Below are 17,850 nucleotides of genomic sequence, written 5' to 3'. Positions count from 1 at the left end.
TGATCTCTTGCACCCGCGCTTCCAGTTAATTACTGGCAAATCCCCAGCTTATCCGGATTAAATACCGAGAGACTATTGTAGAAAACTACATCTCGCAAGTCTATCAAGCCCTGGCCATCGATGCGGCTGAAGGTTCCCGCCATGCGCGGGTTCAAGCTACTCTGGTTTTTTTGGAAGAGTCTCGCCACTAGCTATGGGAATGCAGATGTGGGTGATTCGGGGGATAGATCCGATTAAGCCGCCTAACAAGGAGACGAGGGCTCGTGTTTGGGTAAGGGCATGGCCTACCTGGGGCTGCCGATGATGGACGGTGACATGCACCCGGTTACCATGGGCATCTAGGCGAATACCCTCGGCCGGCGTGCCCGCGTTGTTGAGCTCATCCGCCGCCAGGGAAATGGTGTCCAAAATGGCCAAGCGAAACCAATAAGGATAAGGGCTTTCGAGTGGGTTGTCCTGGCGGCGGAACCCACCGGTTGCAAGAATCGGGATAGGTCCTTTATCAGAAAATATGGTGTGCACAGCCTCGCGAAGGCTCCATTCGAGACTGACAGGATACAGGTTTCGCGCGACCTCCTGGATGTCCCGGGATCGGATGAGTTCCAACTCGGCCAGGGCAGCCTTAAGGGACACGGAGGGTTCAGGGATTGTGGACGCCAAATTCAGCCACAACACGAGCAACCGGTCGGAGATGGAGCCCGAGAGGGCATGCGCTTGCTGTTTGCGAAACTGCCAGATCCTCTCGGCGGTAACGTGTGCATGTCCTATGTTGGCGCGGCGGGGCCAGGTATGACGGACGGGCAATGTGGGCAATAAACGGGTCTTTAGTGCGACCAACCTGGGGGGATCCGGCATATCGGTCGTTGCGAGCCACAGAACCACCGCGCGCCCGGCAGCGTGTCGCATGGGAACGGCGGCCAGCCATTCTATGCGCGGCTCTTCCAAAAACGGCAGCCGCATAATCCCGGAGTCCTCCACGGTCCACTGGCACTGTGGCTTAATGACACCATGAGGGGGAGCATCGTCGTGAAGCCACGGCCCGATGTTCCTCCACCGAGGGTCGGGAATAGGCGGGTCTTGACCTCCATCGGCAATTTTTCGGGGGCATTGCAATGTCCATTGGTACTCAACCAGTGAAAACCAGCGTACACGTAATCGGAGCGTTTCGAGAATTAGGTCAAAAATGCGCCGTTCCGTTAACCGGGCCATGTTACACTTCCCCCCGTTCGCATGTCGTCAGCGTATCGGAGGGTAGTGCCTCCTGGGTATCACCCGTCCAGGGGTGACAAGGGGCGAAATGCTCGACGGTACAAAGAATCGATCGACAAGTGTAGGCGAAAAGGACGTCTGAGAGCGGATCGCAGACATATTTCGACAGTCGAAAGGTCTCTTCTTGGCGAGAGAAGTCACGTAAATATCACGTTTAGAAAAATGTTACTGCAGGGAAATGTTTTTGGGATCCAGAATGCCACCTCGTTGTCGCTGTCGTCTGTTCAGTATGGAGGATAAGAATGTATACCCAAGAAGATAAAATCCCATTGCAGCACCTTGCGGCGTTGGCAAAAATCGCTGCGGCCATTCGGGCGGTGCAAATTTGCCGATATCTACCCAAACAGTCCCAGTCGTGGACTCTTGCCTTGGCGGCCGACCCTTCGGTGGTTACTTCTGCCATGAAGTCCCCTAACAGCCCGCGCGCCATTTCTGGTCACGGCCTTCTCGAAGCGATTTTTCTGGCCGGTCAGGCCTATTGCGGCCCTATCGAGACCTTGTGCACCGATCTGGTGGAGGGTCATGCATTGAGCCAATTCGTGCGCACTACCGGAATCCGCTATGTTCTCATTCTACCGATTGTGGTTTCCAATCGCGTGGAAGGCGCCTTGTGCCTGTACGATGGGTCGCCGCTTGGCGAGGAGATCGTCCGGCGGATGGAACCGGTAGTCGCGATCTTGCAAGGACTGTTTGGGTACATGGTGCGCCGCCAAGAGAGCAAGAAGAGTCTCCGCCGAGTTCAACGCGTAGGGGCTAGTCTAGCCGAGTCGGAAGAACGGCTCCGAAGGGAGATTGCCAGCGAGCTTCACGGACGCATCCAAGGGAAACTCCTTATTGTCTGGCATGAATTGCAGAAGGTTCTTGACTCACATGCCATAAGCGAACCCGTGACCCAATGCCTGCAGCGATTGGCCGAGACGGTAGACCAGGTGCGCGAGATTGATATCCGCCAACTCAGCCACCGGTTGCATCCCGTTGCCATTCGCATCGCACTCCGGCCTGCCTTAGCTCAATTAATGGCTCAATATGAATCTGTCATGGATGTCCATGTGGAATTTAATTCCCGGTTCTTGCACTTCGACAATCCCATGCACAATCACATTCCGGAAAAAATCCGTCTGACCACTTATCGTCTTGTCGAGGAAGCACTGGTGAACGCGATGCGGCATGGGCATGCCCCGCGGGCTGACGTGCGTATTGCGCTTCGTGGAAACATTTTAGAGGCTTCCGTTAGTGATACGGGGCAAGGCTTCACGGTCAGTCCCGCTGTTGGGGGATTAGGACTGGAACTCATGGAGGATCGCATTCGGGCTCTGCGGGGAACCTTTCGAATTCGCTCAAAACCAGGTCAAGGAACCTTGGTTCAGGCCTGCATTCCTCTCGCTTCGACTGTAAGCCGCACCCAAAAACGGGTGCGGCTGGCGGCAAAAAGAAGTGTTTACCCGTAATACGCCATATCGCTAGGCTGTGGCTGGGCGTCGTTGAGGACGGCGCCCAGCACGTGCGCTTGGGCCTGGCTGAGGCGTTCCAATGCCTTGACATCCATACGACGGGATCCCTTCCCCGCTCGGACAATGTACAAGGTGCCATCAGCTGCGTGCGCCAATAGGGCTGTTTCGGCGTATGCGAGAACGGGCGGGGTATCAATAAGGATCATGTCGAATCGGTCCTTCAAGGGAGACAACACCTCTTCGAATCGTCCATTGGCAAGAAGCTCAGTTGGATTCGGCGGAATAGGTCCCGCGGGAAGTATCGCAAGTCGTGGAATGAAGGAGGTACAGGTGCTGTCGTGGGGATTTAGCCCACGCATAATGGTTGTGGTAAGCCCGGGGCGTTCATCGACTTGAAAGAGGCGGTGCAGCGCAGGCCTTCGGAGATCTCCATCGATGAGTAGCGTTTGGATCCCGGCCATCGCAAAGGCGATCCCGAGATTGGCAACAGTTAGGGATTTGCCCGCGCCGGGAGAGCTGCTAGTGATAACCACGGTCTTGAGTTGACGACCCACCCAAAGAAATTCCAAATTGGTTCTTAGGGCCCGATATTGCTCGAGAGCCAACGAATTTTGCGACCCGTCTAAAAGACGCATGGTGTCGGTCATGAGGATACACTCCTTTGCGGATTGGCAGCATGGCTCGCAACGCGCTTGGCGGTGCCTTGCGCCTCCGGTATTCGGGAAATGACGCCAAGGCTTGCGCACGAGAGTGCCCCCACGATTTCTTCTTCCCGACGTATGGCGTCGTCCAGTGAATTCCAAATGAAGCTCATTAACAGACCAAGGATGAGGCCCAAGGCGAGGCCCGTGGCGGTGGTGCGAAGAGTGCGAGGCGATACCGGTTTCTCCTGCTCCTTAGCGCTGGCCACGACTTTTAACCCACTTTGTCCGGTCACACGGGCCACCGTGCTGCTAAGCGTTTGCGCGACGCCATTCGCAAGTTCTTGGGCCAACAGCGGGGAATTGGCTCTAACAGTGACCGTCATTAGGTTGGTACCCGATTCGGCTGCGGCGGTCACATCGTGGCTGAGTGCCGTCGGGGAGGGTGCGTTGGTGAGGCCTTGGCTTGCTTGCGACAACACTTCTGGGCTTTCCGCGAGGGCAGCATAGGTGGCGACCATTTGCTGGGCTGCCACCAATGTATCGATGTAGGTGCCGCCTCCCGAACCAGCTCCTGAGTCAGAGCCTGGAATGACCATGAGCGTCGCGGTGGATGCATACATTTTGGGCAAGTACCAGCGGCAAAGTGACGCGGCGGTCCCGCCGGCCAACACGGCCATCAGCAACACGAGCCACAGGCGCCGTCGGATGGTCTTCCAGACTTCCAGCAATTCCAAGAGTAATCACTCCTCGCATGTTTGGTTCAGTCTATCAGCCATCCAAGATCCCGAAATCACCCGAGCAGGGTGAATTGGCCCGTCACCCGCGGGAGGACGGAAGGGGACTGCGAAGGGGTTTGGGGATACGGATTAGAAACCGTGTGCGACGGTTGTTATAAGTTCCTGCTGCCAGTTCGCGAATAGGGCCGTTGCAGGCGGTAGTTGCCGGCCCTGGGTTGGAGAGGCTTGGTCTGACTGAAGCGGTGCAATGCCTCTAAACGTTGGCATCCTTCCCGTAACAATTCGGCAACAGGTTGGTGATTGAATAACGAAAAAGGAGGTTGATGATGTGCAAAGCACTGCGGCTCTGAAGTTGCCTCACGAGGTGGAACCGGTGCCCATCGTCCATCGTTGCCTTCGCTGCGGCCAAGCCTTCGTGTATCGACACGACGGGCACTATCATCTAGACACGTTGTGGCCGGTAGACTGGATCTGCCGTTCATGTTTTCCTCGCTGGGTCGCCGAGCAGGAAGTCCACTAACATAGTGGTCTCCTCTCCTTCGTGGGTTAGCATGGAAGGAAAGAGAGGAGCGAATGGTGTGCTGGTGGAACTTCTGCGAGGCATACAAAATCAATTCAGCGGCAGCTATGCCGTTTATGCCGAACATCTAGGAAGGGGAGAGATCATTGCCTTTGGGGAGGTAGAGCGGCCATTTGAGACCGCGTCGGTGATGAAAGTCCCAGTATTGGTGGAGGCGCTTCGCCAATGCGAGAACGGCATCCATTGTTTGGACGAGCCCATCACCTATCTTCCCGAAGATTTCGTCAAGGGATCCGGTGTCTTGCAGCACTTGACGGCCGGCATTTCATTACCGTTTCGCGATGTGCTCACCTTGATGATCATTGTCTCGGATAACCTCGCGACCAATATGGCGATACGAACCGTGGGACTGGATGCCGTGAATCAACTCTGCCGCGATGCGGGATTGTCGTCGACCCAGGTGAGGCGCAAGATTGCATTTGACAGTCCCGATCCGTTGGCGCTCAGCTCCCCGCGTGATTTGGTTGAACTCCTGAAAGCGATTCACCGCCAGACCCTCTTGAGCCCCGAATACTCAGCCATCGCGCTGGACATCATGGAACGCCAGCAATACAACACCATTCTTACGCGTGCGTTGCCTTATGAACTCTTGGACGACAATGGCGACGATCCGCCGCGGGTGAGGGTGATGAGCAAAAGTGGATCGCTGACAGGAGTCCGCAATGACGCCGGACTCGTGGCCACTCCCTGGGGAACCTATGCCATCGCCATCATGAGCGAGGGTTCAACTGATCCGCGCTTTCACGTTGATACGGAGGCCCAGGTTGTCTTGCCCGCCGTCTCTCGCGCCGTGTTTGACCACTTTGTTGGGGATGCTTGGGCTCGCGAGACAGATGCATAGGGTAAAAATTGCGCTGTTGCATCAATCGGCCCCGCCCCCGGCGATTCATGGCCAAATCAAGCCGATGAAGGCGGGGGGATACCGCGACAGCGGCGCCGATATTGCTTTTGCGCTGAAAGGCCGAGGGATTTCGGTCGCCACGCCGACAACCGATCCGGATCCACGGTTTGACGACGGTTGGACGTTTCCCGACACCGTGGAGGGCATTGAGGCGGCCATTGCGGCCGGAGCCAGCATTCTTTGGTGCAATACCATCGTATATCCCGGGCATCCCGTGGACCGCTTTCGCGGGCGTCTCGGGTTCATTGGGCCTGAGACAGATCTGGCCAAGATTGTGGAGGATAAGACGGTGGCCTACCACTTTCTCCGTGATGGGGGTTTTCCTGTGCCTCGACAAGTTGTCATCGATTCGCGGACGAACGGCACGCCTCCGGGACGCGGTCCCTGGGTTATGAAGCCCGTGCGAGGACGCGGAAGCCAAGGGGTTCATTGGGTACCCGACGGCGATGTGTTTCAGGCGGTGCGGCAGACATGGCCGCTTGACCGATTCGGTCCCGGGATTATTGTGGAAGAGGCATTGCCGGGGCGTGAAATCACCATTGCGGTTCTCCCGCCCGGACGCTATGTACATGACGGCACGCCCATTGAACGGCAGACGCCCTGGGCACTGCCGGCAGTGGAGCGCGACCAGCACGTGAATCATGTCATGCCCTATAACGGTGACGTACCAATTGTGGAAAACAGCCGAGTGATATCTTCATCGACAGCCGAAATTCGCCACGCGTTGCGAAACGCGGAGCTCTTGGCGGCACGATTGGGGTCCCGCGCGGTTCTCCGGATTGATGCGCGTGAGAATAGCGAGGGCGTGTTTGCCTTCTTTGATGTCAATATGAAACCCAACATGACGGGGCCGGGGAGACCGGCGCGGGAAACGGCCACCAGTCTGGTGGGATTGGCTGCCGAAGCCATCGGCTGGGACTATGGGGACCTGGTCACCAATCTGGCACGTCAAGCCTGGTATTAGCGCGCCCAATCCTCCAAATGCTGTATTTGGGCTGTCGATGGGGGTGAGAGTGCCCCGCCGTTTTCAATGACGCGGATCCACCCGTTGAGGTCTTCGGCGAATGGCCCATGGGCCAAGGGTTCGATCCGTTTAAGGAGGCGAAGCGCTCCAGAAAAATTCTCCCGCTGGCTATGCACAAATGCCGCGGCCACCCAGATGGCAGCTTGCAATTTGCAGTCGTGCGAGAGGCGCCATGGCTCTTCGAGAATTTCATGGGCTTCAAAGTAACGGCATTGCAACATGGCCATTCGAAAGGCGTGCCAGTACTCCTCCATACAACTACCTCACAAAAGCCGGGCGGGATGTCCGCCCGGCTGTCTATGCGTGAACCGGTGCCTTTTCCTTAAGGACCTTCAGAAAGGCTCGCATCCACTCAGGATGGTCGGGCCAGGCCCGCGCGGATACCATATGACCGTCCACAACCGCTGCACCGTCGACGAAGGTCGCGCCAGCCGCTTGCACATCCGGCGCCAAAGCGGGATAGGCGGCGGATGTGCGTCCCTTGAGTACCCCGGCCGCTGCTAGGGCAATGGGGGCATGGCATAACTGGGCAACCGGTGCTTCCTGGTCGAAAAAGTGGCGGACAATGCGGGTGAAGTCCGGGTCGTTGCGGATATATTCCGGGGCTCTCCCACCGGGAATGACGACGGCGACATAATCGGATGGATTCACATCTTTGAAGGCCACGTTCGCCTCGACGCGGTAGCCGGGTTTTTCCGTGTAGGTCTCAAATCCCGGTTCAAAGTCGTGGACCACGAGTTGCAGCACTTTTTTCGTGGGGGCAGCAATGTCCACTTCATAGCCTTCCTCACGTAGCCGCTGGTATGGGTACATAACCTCCAAGGATTCCGCGGCATCGCCGGTTAAAATGAGCACACGCGGCATAGCAAACCCCTCCAATCAATTTGGGAATATGTGACAAAGCCATTGTATCGCACAAAACGCTCCCTGTGGGCACCCCATCGAACATCAGACGGGGTCTCCCGCCACCGTCCACAGCGTCCGTTCCCGGCTAATGAGGCGGGGGACGATGCGTCCAAGCACAATTTCTTGGAAATAGGCGGTTGCCGAATGTGCTTCGAGAGCGGCTTGATCTTGATATGCTTCGTACAAGAGAAGCTCGTGCGGTTGGTCAACGCGGCGCAACACGCGGTACTCGGCGCATCCGGGCTCATGCATGCGTACGAGCTCGGTCATGGTGGCGAGATCGGTTAAAATGGCGTCCGTGTCTTCAGGGCGGGTAACATAATGGGCTGTCAGTACGACCATAGTGTCCTCCCGTTTATTAGCTATTTTAGCCTTGTCGGGGAAAAATGGACAGCCTGCCGAGAAAGTCCCGGCAGGCTGCCTTTTCGCCCTACTGTTGTTATCCGAGTACGTACACGGTGACCTGCTGCACACCAAAATCATTAATCACGTTTTCAGGCGCGTTGATGAAGATGTCGACGCGGTCGCCCTTAATGGCGCCGCCGGTGTCCATGGCTTGTCCCAGGAATCCGCCAGACGGCAGGAAGTTGTCTTGGTACCCGGTCACGTAGACGATTGAATGCAAGGGAATCACCGTGGGATCCACCGCAACCATGCCGTCTTCCAACGGCTGGCCGAAGGCGTCGGTGGGTCCGTATGGGTAGTTGTCGGCCAAGCTTGGTCCATACGACGTCGCGACCATGTGATAGGCTTTCAACACTGGCCGACCATCAATGGTCTTGACGCTGGGCGTGAATTCACCCCTGAGTCCACCTGACGCATTGGGCAGAGACGGCTCCGCGACCGGGGTTCCTCCCGTGGGAAAATGGGCCGGCAGGACCGGTCCTGTGGCGTTCCCACTAGAAATGGGGGCCGGCGACGGGATCGCTCTTGGCGTCGATTTCGGCGCTGGTGCTGGCTTGGCTGTTCTCGGCCCTTGTCCGGCGCCTGGTTTGCTGAATTTCCCGGTCCCGGGCACGGCGGGAGTCAAGCCAAAACCGGACAAAATGTCCTGCCAGACCAACGGGGAGGTGACGCCTGTGGCGATGAAGTCATGTTGGCGTTGGAATGCTTCCAGCGCCGCCTCGGTCTTAGGTCCAAAGATGCCATCGACAGGTCCCACTTGGCTGTAGCCAATGTCTTTCAGATCGGCTTGCAAGGTCATGACCCAGTGACCTTTGACACCGGGATACAGGGCCTGCCGCATGGCGGGATGCCAAGCCGTCAGGGTTGCCGTGGACGGCGTGCTAAGGGGCGCTGAGGCACCCTGTGGGTCGACGTTAGGAACCAGGTGCAGCCCGGCCAAGATGTCCTGCCACACTAAGGGCGAGGTCACGCCGGTAGGCTGAAATCCATGTTGGCGTTGGAACGCTTCTAACGCCGCTTGAGTCTCTGGGCCAAAGACGCCGTCAATGGGACCCGCTTTATAACCTAACAAATTGAGGTCCGCTTGCAGGGTCGCCACCCAATGGCCCTTGGTTCCGGCAAATAGAACTTGGCGCATCGCCGGATGAACGCTGGTCAGCGCTGCCGTGGAAGGGACGGTTTGCGCTTCGGCGGCACCGCCGATGAGGAGACCCAGGCCGAGAACGCTAGCTCCCAAGGCCGGTTTTAACGCTATGTGCATGAATAAACCCCTCTCGTCGAATAGTGCCTCCGGAGTTAGCTGACGGGTTCGGGCGAGGAGAGGTAAGGCCCTACGACATGTGTCGATTCACCCCTGAGGCGGTTCCCCCGGTTGTCAAACGATGACAATTTGGCACGCATATGGTAATCAAGCTAGACATTTCCGTCAGATGCGGAAAAGTCGCCGTAGCAAGGGTTGCGGCAAGTTACCCTCCGAAAGGTGATGCGAGAGTCAGTCTCAAGAACAATTGCTTGTCCATACCAATAACAGGAAGAATGTTTGCGAATGAATCCAATGGTTTCCACTTGAGTTTGTAGAGCCGGTGTGTTTGCCCGCTGTATTTGAGGATTTTCGGCCTAAGCCAGAGAACAGGGATCCAAAATTCCCCTCATCTGTAGGAAGAAATTGCCGCTTTGTCAAAATGGTCTGCGTGAGAATGGTGCCAAATGCAATCGGGTCTGTGAGCCGATGAAAGGATTCTTGACCCCAAAATAATGGCGTCCGGAACACTCGGTTATTGTCCAGACAGGCGCATGGTCCCGCCAGTCGCATGAGGATGTTGAGGTAAACCAACAGGTTGAAAGCATGACAACCGCGAATTGATTAGAAGTTTGTCGAGATAGCTCGAAGTATAATGGGGACATCGCATGAACCATCTTCGTCGGCTGATCTATCATCCGATCGGGAAGGAGCGGGAGTCACGAGCGAAAAATTGCCCAGGGAGTCGTCAACGGACGCGCTGAAGGTGCTCCGCGAAGTGCTGGAAAAAATCCGGTGGCGCATCTCGTTAGCGAGAACCGCACGAACAAAATTAGTGAGGGACGAACACCACCGTATCCACGAAGAAGCCCCGTTGCGCCATGAGGTCGGCAAAACGATGGAAGAGGTGCGTTCCTTGCGGTCCCTGAAGGGAGAGCTCGTGTTCGGCATTTTGGACGGCGACTTCACAATGCCGTGATTCGACAGGGCAACCGGCTCGTTATTCTTAGGTCGATGTTCTTTGTAATCGCTCCACGCGCCGATTTAATGGCTTTCCCGCAATTGCTTGTGAGGGATTCAAGCGGGAGCGGAACTTCCACCTAAATTTGAAAGGGAGGAATCTATGGCAGAGGGTCTCGTTTCGGTATGGGCATATCCCTGGGATGTAGCCCGACTGGGTATCGATGGAGCCGTTCAGTTATTGCAGGATTTGGGCGTCCAGGAATTAAGCCTGGCGACCACCTATCACAGTGGCCAAGTTTTGTCTCTGACGAAATCGGAGCCGCGCTGGATCACCCAGGAATCAGGGCCGCTCATTGACCTGTCCGACGATCAATGGCGTCAAGGAGACTTGCACTTCTCTCCACGAACGCTGGTGCGCGATTTGTCTAAGGCGCTTCATGCCGCAAACATGAGCCTTCGGGGCTGGACTATCGTGGCGCATGACAAGCCCGGCTGGGATCCGGTTGTCAACGTGTTTGGCGATGTGCTGCCGCATGCACCCTGTCCCATAGCCAATGCCGACCGGATACGCGGGCTGATTGCCTCCTTGGCGAACATGGAGGTTTTTTCCGCGTTGGATCTTGAGGCGTTGGGCTTTTTGCCGGCTGTTCATGGAGCCCACCACGATATTTTAGGACTCAAGCCGACGCCGCTCATGCAAAGTCTCTTTTCCATCTGCTTTTGCGACGCTTGCGAGCACACTTTTTCGGCCCGCTTGGACTGGTCAAGCTTGCGGCAGGCGGTCAGGGGCGGCATCGGCACCCTTCTTGCCGAAGAATTGTTGAGCCTTGACAATTTTTTGCTCGGCCGGCCGGTGGTCGGCACCTTCTTCGAAGAACGAAGCCAATATTTGAATGCCTTATTAGCCTCATGGCACGAGACGGTTAAAGTTCCCCTGGTTCCCATTCTGATGGCGACCGAACAAAAAGCCTCGCTGTCGTGGATTCAGGGATTGGATCCCAACCCGACGCTGTGGCAGGAGGTTATCGTGTTGGGCTACGGGGATGAAGCGACCCTTCAAAGCGATTGGGAGTGGCTTCAAGAAAAAGGCTGGGATCCGAAAAAGATTATGATCGGGCAAAGTCTTTTGCCATCCGTGGCGGAAACCTTTGACGAGGCCCGCACGCGGGTGGAGCTGTTGTTGGGGCTTGGTGCCCGACGGTTTGCCTTCTACAATCTCGGCTTATTGACCCCGGCACGGTTGCAATGGCTGCACGATCTGGCCGCCGGCATTAGGGATCCGGGATAAAGAATGCCTGAGGCGACAAGCGGCCATTCCAAGGCAGGCCGCTAATCAGCGCCGCCACCCCGTACACCGTGTTCCCTGGGCCATGAACATAGGCCAGCATTTCCTCTTGCTCAGGCGCCTTGCCGATCCAGACGTGGTGTGAGAGCCAGGTCACCATTGGCCGGTCAGCGGGACGATGAAATTCGACGGTCAATACGTGTCCCAGCCCGTCTGCGGTGAGATAGTTTTCCAATCCGGCGCCCGTCCAGTCCTTGACATCGGTGGCCAATCCTTGAGTCAGGGGCGTAATGGCCACGGAGGCGTTCTTCCCGAGAGCCGTCAGCAACATCTCACTGGGCAGCATGGAGGGCACTGTCAGACTTTGGTGCACGAGTTGCGTCACGGAAGTGGCGGGAGAGGAGCCCACCAAAGCCCCACTAGCCGCTCCTGTCGTCGCTTGAGGGGTTCCATGGATTTGGATGCCGTCTGACGTGAGTTGGTTTTGCAGGGCTAAGGCGGCGTAAAGACCGGGATGCGGAAGAGACACGGCGACACGTCCCCAATATCCGGCGGGCACCGTGCCTGATATCACCATGGATCCGGTCGTGAAGTTCGGATACATCCTGATGGCGGGGACGTTGTTTGAGCCGACGGTCGTCACCCGAGAGGAAAGGTGAATCATCGGGTAGCTGGGATCTAGTTGCACCATTGCAGGATCTCCAACACGACCAGCCGTGACGGTGAGCTGCGCTTGATCCAAGTTAAAGCTGAGCGACGAGCGGGGCGCAGCCCATCCATGGCCTATGGCGTTCCACGGCAACGACGGGGGAAAGCGGCGGGCATCGATGGACGCACTGCTGGGTCGGGCGCTTTCATATTCAATCGGTCCGTTGACCGCAATAATCCGGGCCTCTTTAACCTGGTTTGCCAACCGCTTAATCTGAAGAGCGGTGAGATTGGCGTCTTGACTTTCGATCACCAAATCGCCGTTTAACACCCCTTGTTGAATCGCGCCGTGGGCGATGAGGCGCACCCCTGGGATAGTCGATCCCAGATGGGCTAGCGATCCTGCAGCGAGAACAACACGGGGGGCGAGTCCGGCACGGGTCAGCACCTGGCCGTTTTGCTGGTAGAGCAGCTGACCGGTGCGGACGTTGACCACCGCGAGACTCATGGTGGCGCCGTTTAGATTCGGCAGCGCGGCCACAATGGGCCTCACGGCGTTCGGGAGGATGCCCCCAGCAAAGGCGCGTGTGGACCCGTTCGTGACGGCCGGTCTCGGCCAATCGACGACATCCCCCATCATCTGGAAGATGGGGGAGTTTGAGCCATCATTGGCTGACGTGGGCGTTCCGTCGTCGAGAATGGCAAAGGCCACCAGGTGACCGTTTTGGGTGCGGGCGTAGCCGGCAATGTTCCACTGATTGGCCAAATTGCCCGTCTTCACCCAAAGCCCCGTGCCAGTTGGCATGGGAAAGCGCCATGTGGGCGGACATAAAAAGCCGCAGCCATGAGGATTGTTCAGCTGCATTAACGATGACTGAAAGGTGGAGAACCAGGGTTGGCGGGAGGCATAGCTTAGCAATTGAACCACGTCGCGGGCGCTCATTTGATCGAGCGGGGACAAGCCCGACCCGTCTACCTGAACGTTGCCCGCAGGTATTTGTGCATTGTGATCGAGCGCCGTAACCGTTTCGGCGGCAGATGATAGCGAACCGTTGTGGCCGGCCGCACGATAGAGGTTTTCAGCCATTTGGTTGATGGAAAATTGGTTTTGCAATTGCAAAAGATGCGCGAGAGGTTTGGATACGTGACGCGCAATGGTTGTGAGACCTGCTGGGGCGTTCCTTGCACTGGTCGCGGGTTGGCTGAAATGCACCCCGTCTTGTGTTAACGCGCTCTCAAATAATGCCGCGGCAAACTGCGCCGGATTTCCGACCGAGAGAACGAACGGCCCCGCGGTGGACTTTGCCGCGATATGGCCGATGATCTTGAGCGTATTCGTTCCCAAGAGACGGGTCACCTTGATGGTCGTGGCGCTTCCGGGCTCTGTCGTCGTGGCATGGTTGTCCACGGTGAAATAATTCGGGTCCTGCGCCGGCCCATTGAATTTGTAGGACACGGTGGGTGCGGCACCTGGGGTTAAGCCGCCCAAAACATAGACGGCGACCTCGCTGCGCTCTGCCATGAGGCCGCTTGTGGCGGCGGCGTAATTTTGGGGCAGCATGCCGAGTGGCCAGCCAATTCCGTATCCCGGTCCGCTAAAGGACTGGCCAACGCCAATGACCTTGGTGGCGTCAGGCACTTGAGATGCCACCTGCTTGGCCAATGCTTCCAGATCGGCGTGGCCATTGGCCTCCAGCCAGGGATCGCCGCCGCCGTCAAGATAGATAGGGCCCGGCGTCCCCGATGGTGTTGAGGGAATCATGACCCGGGTCGTGTAGCGATACTGGCCGCCCAATGTTTCCAGCGCGGCTGCGCTGGTGAATAGCTTGGTCACCGACCCCGGAGTGAGGCGGGTGTTGGGATTGATGGCGGCCAGAACCTGGTGGGTGTTTAAGTCCACCGCATAGGCCGAAACCTGTGAATGCGACAAGCTGGGTTGATTAATAAGCTTTAGCCAGGCCGATTGTAGCGGAGTCGTGACGTCCGATGCGGCCGCCGCCCGCGGTTGCACGACACGCTGCAGCGCATGCCGCGGGACGGTAAGAATCCGTCCCGCCGCTCGGGTCATGAGTCCGGACTGAGGGGCTACGATGCCGGCTGCCGCAAGAATGGCAATCACTGTTGTTTTTACAGAGATTCGTGCCACAAAGCGGCCTCCTTTGAATCATGTCGATATCTCATAAACGCCGTTAGGTTCAGCGAGGTCACCATGAAATGATTAGCGATGAACATTAAAACTTGTTTCCGTGAGAATGCGAGCCTTGTCGCCCCGCACTACCGCGGTTGAGACGTAAAGCGGCACCTGGTCGGAATCAAACAGCAACGCTTGGTCTTGAATGGCCAAATCACCAGCACGGCAATGAAGAAGGCGGGCCTGTGACGCCGACAGGCGAATGGGCTCGTATGATTCGACCGCCCGGGTGAGGTACACGCCGCACTTTTCCGGGATAAGCTCCAACAGCGAACGGCTTTTGACTTCTTGGGCTTCAATGGGCTGCGTGTCCCGGGCAATATGGGCGGTCTCGATAATAATCGGAACACCATCGGCGGTGATGACCCGCTCGATGGCGAGAACCGGGACGCCCTGATCCACGTCCAACAATTCGGCGATGGGAAGCGGCGCCTTAACATACCCTATTGTCAACACCTCGGTACCCGGAACCATGCCCTTCTTGGCAATGTCAGTGCGAAAGCCACTTGACAACAGGGGAATCTTGGGCGTGTTGACAATAGTGGGGCGGCCAGGCGACCGGATAATCAGCCCTTGCCGATCCAACTCATCCAAGGCGCGTCGGACTGTGCCCCGTGACACCTGATATTGCTTGCAAAGGTCGGTTTCTGAGGGGATGGCTGCACCCGGCAGCCAATCATGGTTGCGAATGCGATCCAACAAGTCCCGTTGGATACGATAATATTTGGGCACTAGCGCGTCGCTTTCCGTCAACCACGTCACCTCCCCACACCGAATGATATGGATGAATGTCTAGACAATCCAAGCAAATCTCATTATCCATCCATCGGTTGCTGGTTGTCTATTTTAGAGGTCGGTTTGAGTATAGTGCCGAATATCGTGGGGTTGCGATGCCGAGGTGGATCTGCATTAAGGGAACTTTTTCCCTTGTTCGATATTCTGTTGCCTTTAACAAGGCAACACGAACCAATGAGTTGACAGCATCCCAGCACGTCGATATAAATGTCTAGACAGGTTTCATCGTTTGGACACGCAAGAGTTGTTTGATGGGCGAGAGGGAGCGGTATGGATGGCCACAGCGGCGCTGAAGGTGGCGGTGATTGGCGGGGGGTCAAGCTACACTCCCGAGCTGGTGGAAGGCTTGATTCGCCATCATCACGAGTTTCCGATCCAAGAACTCTACTTAGTCGACATTGAAGAAGGACGACAGAAGCTCGAACTTGTTGGAGCCTTGGCGCGGCGCATGGTGGAGAAGGCCGCTGTACCCATAAGGGTGCATCTGACGCTTAATCGCCAAGAGGCCATCCACGATGCCGACTTCGTTATCACACAAATTCGCGTGGGGCGTTTGCCCGCGCGGGTGCGGGACGAGCGCATTCCGCTCGGCTTTGACTGTCTTGGGCAGGAGACCACCGGGGCGGGCGGCTTTGCCAAAGCGCTCCGGACCGTCCCCGTTATTCTGGATATTGCGCAGGATATCCAGAATCTGGCCCCCAACGCCTGGATGATTAACTTTACCAACCCGACCGGCATTATTACCGAGGCGGTGCTCAAATATGGGGGCGTGAAGAACATCGGGCTGTGCAATCTGGCCATCGGCACCCGAATGCAAATTGCCGAGATGGCGGGGGTAGACCGGGCATTGGTGGACTTTGAATGGGTAGGCATCAACCACCTCAACTGGGCTCGGAAAATTCGCGTCGGCGATACCGACATTATGCCGCTAGTGTGGTCCATGCTGAACAACGCGGCGTCGGTGAAGAACATTCCCGCATTGGATTGGAATCCGGTGCTGCTGAAGAGCTTGGGAGCGATTCCTTGCAGCTATCTTCGCTATTACTACATGACCGACGAAATGCTTCGCGACGAAAAACAGCAGGCGCGCACCGAAGGGACTCGCGGGGAAGTCGTGCAGCGCATTGAGCAAGAGCTGTTTGAACTCTACCAAAACCCCCAGTTGGCGGAAAAGCCCAAGCAGTTGGAGCAGCGGGGCGGCGCGTATTACTCCTTGGCGGCGGTGGAACTGATTGCCTCCATTTATAGTGATCGCCGTGATGTCCAGACGGTGAACGTGCGCAATGGCCATATTCTTCCCTTCTTGCCGGCTGACGCGTCAATTGAGGTGAATGCGGTTATCGATGCGACTGGAGCCCATCCAATTCAATTGGAACTGCCGGTGCCGACGTCTATGCGCGGCCTTCTGCAAGTGGTGAAAGCCTATGAGGAGTTGACCATTGAAGCGGCCGTACGAGGCGATTACGGCCTTGCGCTGGAAGCGCTCACCTTGCATCCGTTAGTGACGTCCGGGGATACGGCCCGGGAGATGCTGGACCAGATATTGGAGCAGAACCGCTCGTTGTTGCCGCGGTTCTTCGCTTGATGGCGGTGGTTTGGGTTCGGGAACGCGTACCCGATTTGCCCCGCGATGTCTGGTGGGTGATTGCTGTCAACGCGTCCATGCAGGCCATCTTCAATTTTGTCACCATCTTTGTCAACCTGTATTGGTGGCGCCAAGGTGAATCCATTCTGGCCGTGAGCCTGTTCAATTTGGCTGGCACGGTTGCCTTGTTTGCGTCCTATTTTCTCGGCTCCCATTATCTTTACAAACGGGACATCCGCTTCGTCATGCTGTTGTCCAGCATTTTTGCCGGGGTGACCTTTCTGGCACTGTTTTTCTATGTGCCCGGCTGGCGGACGCTCTTCACACTCGGCATCGGGATGGCCTTTGGACTCACGCAAGGGTTCTTTTGGGCCGCCAACAACTCATCCATGTACACCTTTTTAAAGTCAGAACAGTATGCTGATTATTTTTCCATCAACACCGTGCTGGGACAAGCCATTGCGGTGGCGATCCCCCTCATTTCGGCGGGGATTGTCGGCGCCGCCGGTTTTCGGCTGTCCTTTCTCATTATGCTGGTATTCGTACTGGCGGCCTTCGTCGTGTCGATACGCCTTCCCCATAAAGGGCTTGCCGAGAATCTATTCCAAGGCCGGATTGGGTTTCGGGAGGTTTTTGCCAAGCCTGGAACAGCCTGGGTAATGGCGGTGGTCATGTGCACCGGTTTGGTCAATCAGTTTCTCACCTTATTTTCAATGATTTACATCTTCACCGTCAGCAACAATGTGGGGATCGTAGCGCTCTTGAACATCGGCTACTCATTTATCTTACTGGCGGCGTTAACCTGGTATCGCCGTGCCCACTTTTCCCAGGATGTGTGGTTGGTCATGGGCATCGTGCTTATTCTAGCCAGCTATGGACTCGCCTTTCTTGTGCCCAAGAACGGTTGGAGCACAATAGTGGTGTTGTTAATGCGGGTGGGCGGGCTCTATCTGCAAGGCGCCTCGGGCCGACAACGCTATCGCGTCATCATGCAGGGTGACGTGGTGTGGCGCACCCGCTTTGGGCTCTGGATGGAGTTCCCCTTTGCGCTGTCGCGCACCACCATCTTAATAGGCGGGCTTTTCGTGCGTACCCTCGGAGATGCAGCCTTCATTGTGTTGACGGCGATTTCAAGTGGTGCCATGTTGGCCTTGCCCCTGTTTACGCGGATGGCCATTCGTCGCTATGAGGCGGCTCACGGCGTGGGTGCCGGACTCTAGGCGATG

General features: G+C 56.8%; 16 protein-coding genes and 1 riboswitch. Of the genes, 7 read left to right on the top strand and 9 right to left on the bottom strand.

The window, feature by feature from the left end:
- Nucleotides 1–156 precede the first annotated feature (156 nt).
- Entirely contained in the window at nt 157–1,209 is a 1,053-nt protein-coding gene (locus HIJ39_RS11425) for a hypothetical protein (protein WP_169099775.1), read from the bottom strand.
- 302 nt (nt 1,210–1,511) lie between these two features.
- On the opposite strand from HIJ39_RS11425, the gene HIJ39_RS11420 reads away from it, so the two are divergent.
- A complete protein-coding gene (locus HIJ39_RS11420) occupies nt 1,512–2,717 on the top strand; it encodes a sensor histidine kinase (RefSeq protein WP_169099773.1) in 1,206 nt (401 codons plus the stop codon).
- Here HIJ39_RS11420 and HIJ39_RS11415 read toward each other — a convergent pair.
- Both HIJ39_RS11415 and HIJ39_RS11410 read right to left on the bottom strand, forming a co-directional pair.
- Nucleotides 2,708–3,367 (bottom strand): CpsD/CapB family tyrosine-protein kinase, encoded by a 660-nt coding sequence (locus HIJ39_RS11415; protein ID WP_169099771.1) that lies wholly within the window; start codon nt 3,365–3,367, stop codon nt 2,708–2,710. The two genes, HIJ39_RS11420 and HIJ39_RS11415, sit on opposite strands and share 10 nt — an antisense overlap.
- Complete coding sequence (locus tag HIJ39_RS11410) at nt 3,364–4,098, bottom strand: YveK family protein (protein WP_169099769.1); 735 nt, start codon at nt 4,096–4,098, stop codon at nt 3,364–3,366. Before HIJ39_RS11410 ends, HIJ39_RS11415 begins: the two co-directional genes overlap by 4 nt.
- A 331-nt stretch (nt 4,099–4,429) precedes the next feature.
- Here HIJ39_RS11410 and HIJ39_RS11405 point away from each other — a divergent pair, with 331 nt between their 5' ends.
- From HIJ39_RS11405 to HIJ39_RS11395, 3 genes are read left to right on the top strand one after another with little or no spacing between them, the layout of a single operon-like run.
- Entirely contained in the window at nt 4,430–4,621 is a 192-nt protein-coding gene (locus HIJ39_RS11405; RefSeq protein WP_169099767.1) for a hypothetical protein, read from the top strand.
- A 58-nt stretch (nt 4,622–4,679) separates the two neighbouring features.
- Nucleotides 4,680–5,522 (top strand): serine hydrolase, encoded by an 843-nt coding sequence (locus HIJ39_RS11400; RefSeq protein WP_338055153.1) that lies wholly within the window; start codon nt 4,680–4,682, stop codon nt 5,520–5,522.
- Nucleotides 5,515–6,546, top strand: a complete 1,032-nt coding sequence (locus HIJ39_RS11395; RefSeq protein WP_169099763.1) for an ATP-grasp domain-containing protein — start codon at nt 5,515–5,517, stop codon at nt 6,544–6,546. The genes HIJ39_RS11400 and HIJ39_RS11395 overlap by 8 nt, the downstream gene beginning before the upstream one ends.
- On the opposite strand, the gene HIJ39_RS11390 is transcribed toward HIJ39_RS11395, so the two are convergent.
- The 4 genes from HIJ39_RS11390 to HIJ39_RS11375 form a co-directional block, all read right to left on the bottom strand.
- The gene (locus HIJ39_RS11390; RefSeq protein WP_169099761.1) at nt 6,543–6,860 is read right to left on the bottom strand and encodes a DUF309 domain-containing protein; all 318 of its coding nucleotides are present in this window, start codon (nt 6,858–6,860) and stop codon (nt 6,543–6,545) included. The genes HIJ39_RS11395 and HIJ39_RS11390 overlap by 4 nt on opposite strands.
- 43 nt (nt 6,861–6,903) lie before the next feature.
- Nucleotides 6,904–7,470, bottom strand: a complete 567-nt coding sequence (locus HIJ39_RS11385; protein ID WP_169099759.1) for a DJ-1/PfpI family protein — start codon at nt 7,468–7,470, stop codon at nt 6,904–6,906.
- Between the two features lie 84 nt (nt 7,471–7,554).
- Nucleotides 7,555–7,854: a putative quinol monooxygenase gene (locus tag HIJ39_RS11380; protein WP_169099757.1), complete on the bottom strand. Its 300-nt coding sequence runs from the start codon at nt 7,852–7,854 to the stop codon at nt 7,555–7,557.
- A gap of 97 nt (nt 7,855–7,951) precedes the next feature.
- Nucleotides 7,952–9,178, bottom strand: coding sequence for a peptidoglycan-binding protein (locus HIJ39_RS11375; RefSeq protein ID WP_169099755.1), 1,227 nt, complete (start codon nt 9,176–9,178; stop codon nt 7,952–7,954).
- Between the two features lie 9 nt (nt 9,179–9,187).
- Nucleotides 9,188–9,323: riboswitch (cyclic di-AMP (ydaO/yuaA leader) on the bottom strand.
- Nucleotides 9,324–10,280: 957 nt separating this feature from the next.
- Between HIJ39_RS11375 and HIJ39_RS11370 the strand changes: the two genes are divergently transcribed.
- A complete protein-coding gene (locus HIJ39_RS11370) occupies nt 10,281–11,408 on the top strand; it encodes a hypothetical protein (RefSeq protein ID WP_169099753.1) in 1,128 nt (375 codons plus the stop codon).
- Here HIJ39_RS11370 and dacB read toward each other — a convergent pair.
- Both dacB and HIJ39_RS11360 read right to left on the bottom strand, forming a co-directional pair.
- Nucleotides 11,392–14,199, bottom strand: a complete 2,808-nt coding sequence (gene dacB, locus HIJ39_RS11365; protein ID WP_169099751.1) for a D-alanyl-D-alanine carboxypeptidase/D-alanyl-D-alanine endopeptidase — start codon at nt 14,197–14,199, stop codon at nt 11,392–11,394. The genes HIJ39_RS11370 and dacB overlap by 17 nt on opposite strands.
- A 72-nt stretch (nt 14,200–14,271) precedes the next feature.
- Complete coding sequence (locus tag HIJ39_RS11360) at nt 14,272–14,997, bottom strand: GntR family transcriptional regulator (RefSeq protein ID WP_169099749.1); 726 nt, start codon at nt 14,995–14,997, stop codon at nt 14,272–14,274.
- Between the two features lie 316 nt (nt 14,998–15,313).
- On the opposite strand from HIJ39_RS11360, the gene HIJ39_RS11355 reads away from it, so the two are divergent.
- Nucleotides 15,314–16,624: a 6-phospho-beta-glucosidase gene (locus HIJ39_RS11355; RefSeq protein WP_169099747.1), complete on the top strand. Its 1,311-nt coding sequence runs from the start codon at nt 15,314–15,316 to the stop codon at nt 16,622–16,624.
- Nucleotides 16,624–17,844: an MFS transporter gene (locus tag HIJ39_RS11350; RefSeq protein WP_338055154.1), complete on the top strand. Its 1,221-nt coding sequence runs from the start codon at nt 16,624–16,626 to the stop codon at nt 17,842–17,844. The genes HIJ39_RS11355 and HIJ39_RS11350 overlap by 1 nt, the downstream gene beginning before the upstream one ends.
- Nucleotides 17,845–17,850 lie beyond the last annotated feature (6 nt).

The sequence above is a fragment of the Sulfobacillus harzensis genome (genome assembly GCF_012933365.1).
Lineage (GTDB): Bacteria > Bacillota > Sulfobacillia > Sulfobacillales > Sulfobacillaceae > Sulfobacillus_B > Sulfobacillus_B harzensis.
This window is presented reverse-complemented; position numbering and strand designations above follow the sequence as displayed.

Bases quoted from the DNA above. Each gene is read 5' to 3' on its own strand.
- HIJ39_RS11425 (WP_169099775.1), bottom strand. From the start codon at position 1,209: ATGGCCCGGTTAACGGAACGGCGCATTTTTGACCTAATTCTCGAAACG.
- HIJ39_RS11420 (WP_169099773.1), top strand. From the start codon at position 1,512: ATGTATACCCAAGAAGATAAAATCCCATTGCAGCACCTTGCGGCGTTG.
- HIJ39_RS11415 (WP_169099771.1), bottom strand. From the start codon at position 3,367: ATGACCGACACCATGCGTCTTTTAGACGGGTCGCAAAATTCGTTGGCT.
- HIJ39_RS11395 (WP_169099763.1), top strand. From the start codon at position 5,515: ATGCATAGGGTAAAAATTGCGCTGTTGCATCAATCGGCCCCGCCCCCG.
- HIJ39_RS11390 (WP_169099761.1), bottom strand. From the start codon at position 6,860: ATGGAGGAGTACTGGCACGCCTTTCGAATGGCCATGTTGCAATGCCGT.
- HIJ39_RS11385 (WP_169099759.1), bottom strand. From the start codon at position 7,470: ATGCCGCGTGTGCTCATTTTAACCGGCGATGCCGCGGAATCCTTGGAG.
- HIJ39_RS11380 (WP_169099757.1), bottom strand. From the start codon at position 7,854: ATGGTCGTACTGACAGCCCATTATGTTACCCGCCCTGAAGACACGGAC.
- HIJ39_RS11375 (WP_169099755.1), bottom strand. From the start codon at position 9,178: ATGCACATAGCGTTAAAACCGGCCTTGGGAGCTAGCGTTCTCGGCCTG.
- HIJ39_RS11370 (WP_169099753.1), top strand. From the start codon at position 10,281: ATGGCAGAGGGTCTCGTTTCGGTATGGGCATATCCCTGGGATGTAGCC.
- HIJ39_RS11355 (WP_169099747.1), top strand. From the start codon at position 15,314: ATGGCCACAGCGGCGCTGAAGGTGGCGGTGATTGGCGGGGGGTCAAGC.
- HIJ39_RS11350 (WP_338055154.1), top strand. From the start codon at position 16,624: ATGGCGGTGGTTTGGGTTCGGGAACGCGTACCCGATTTGCCCCGCGAT.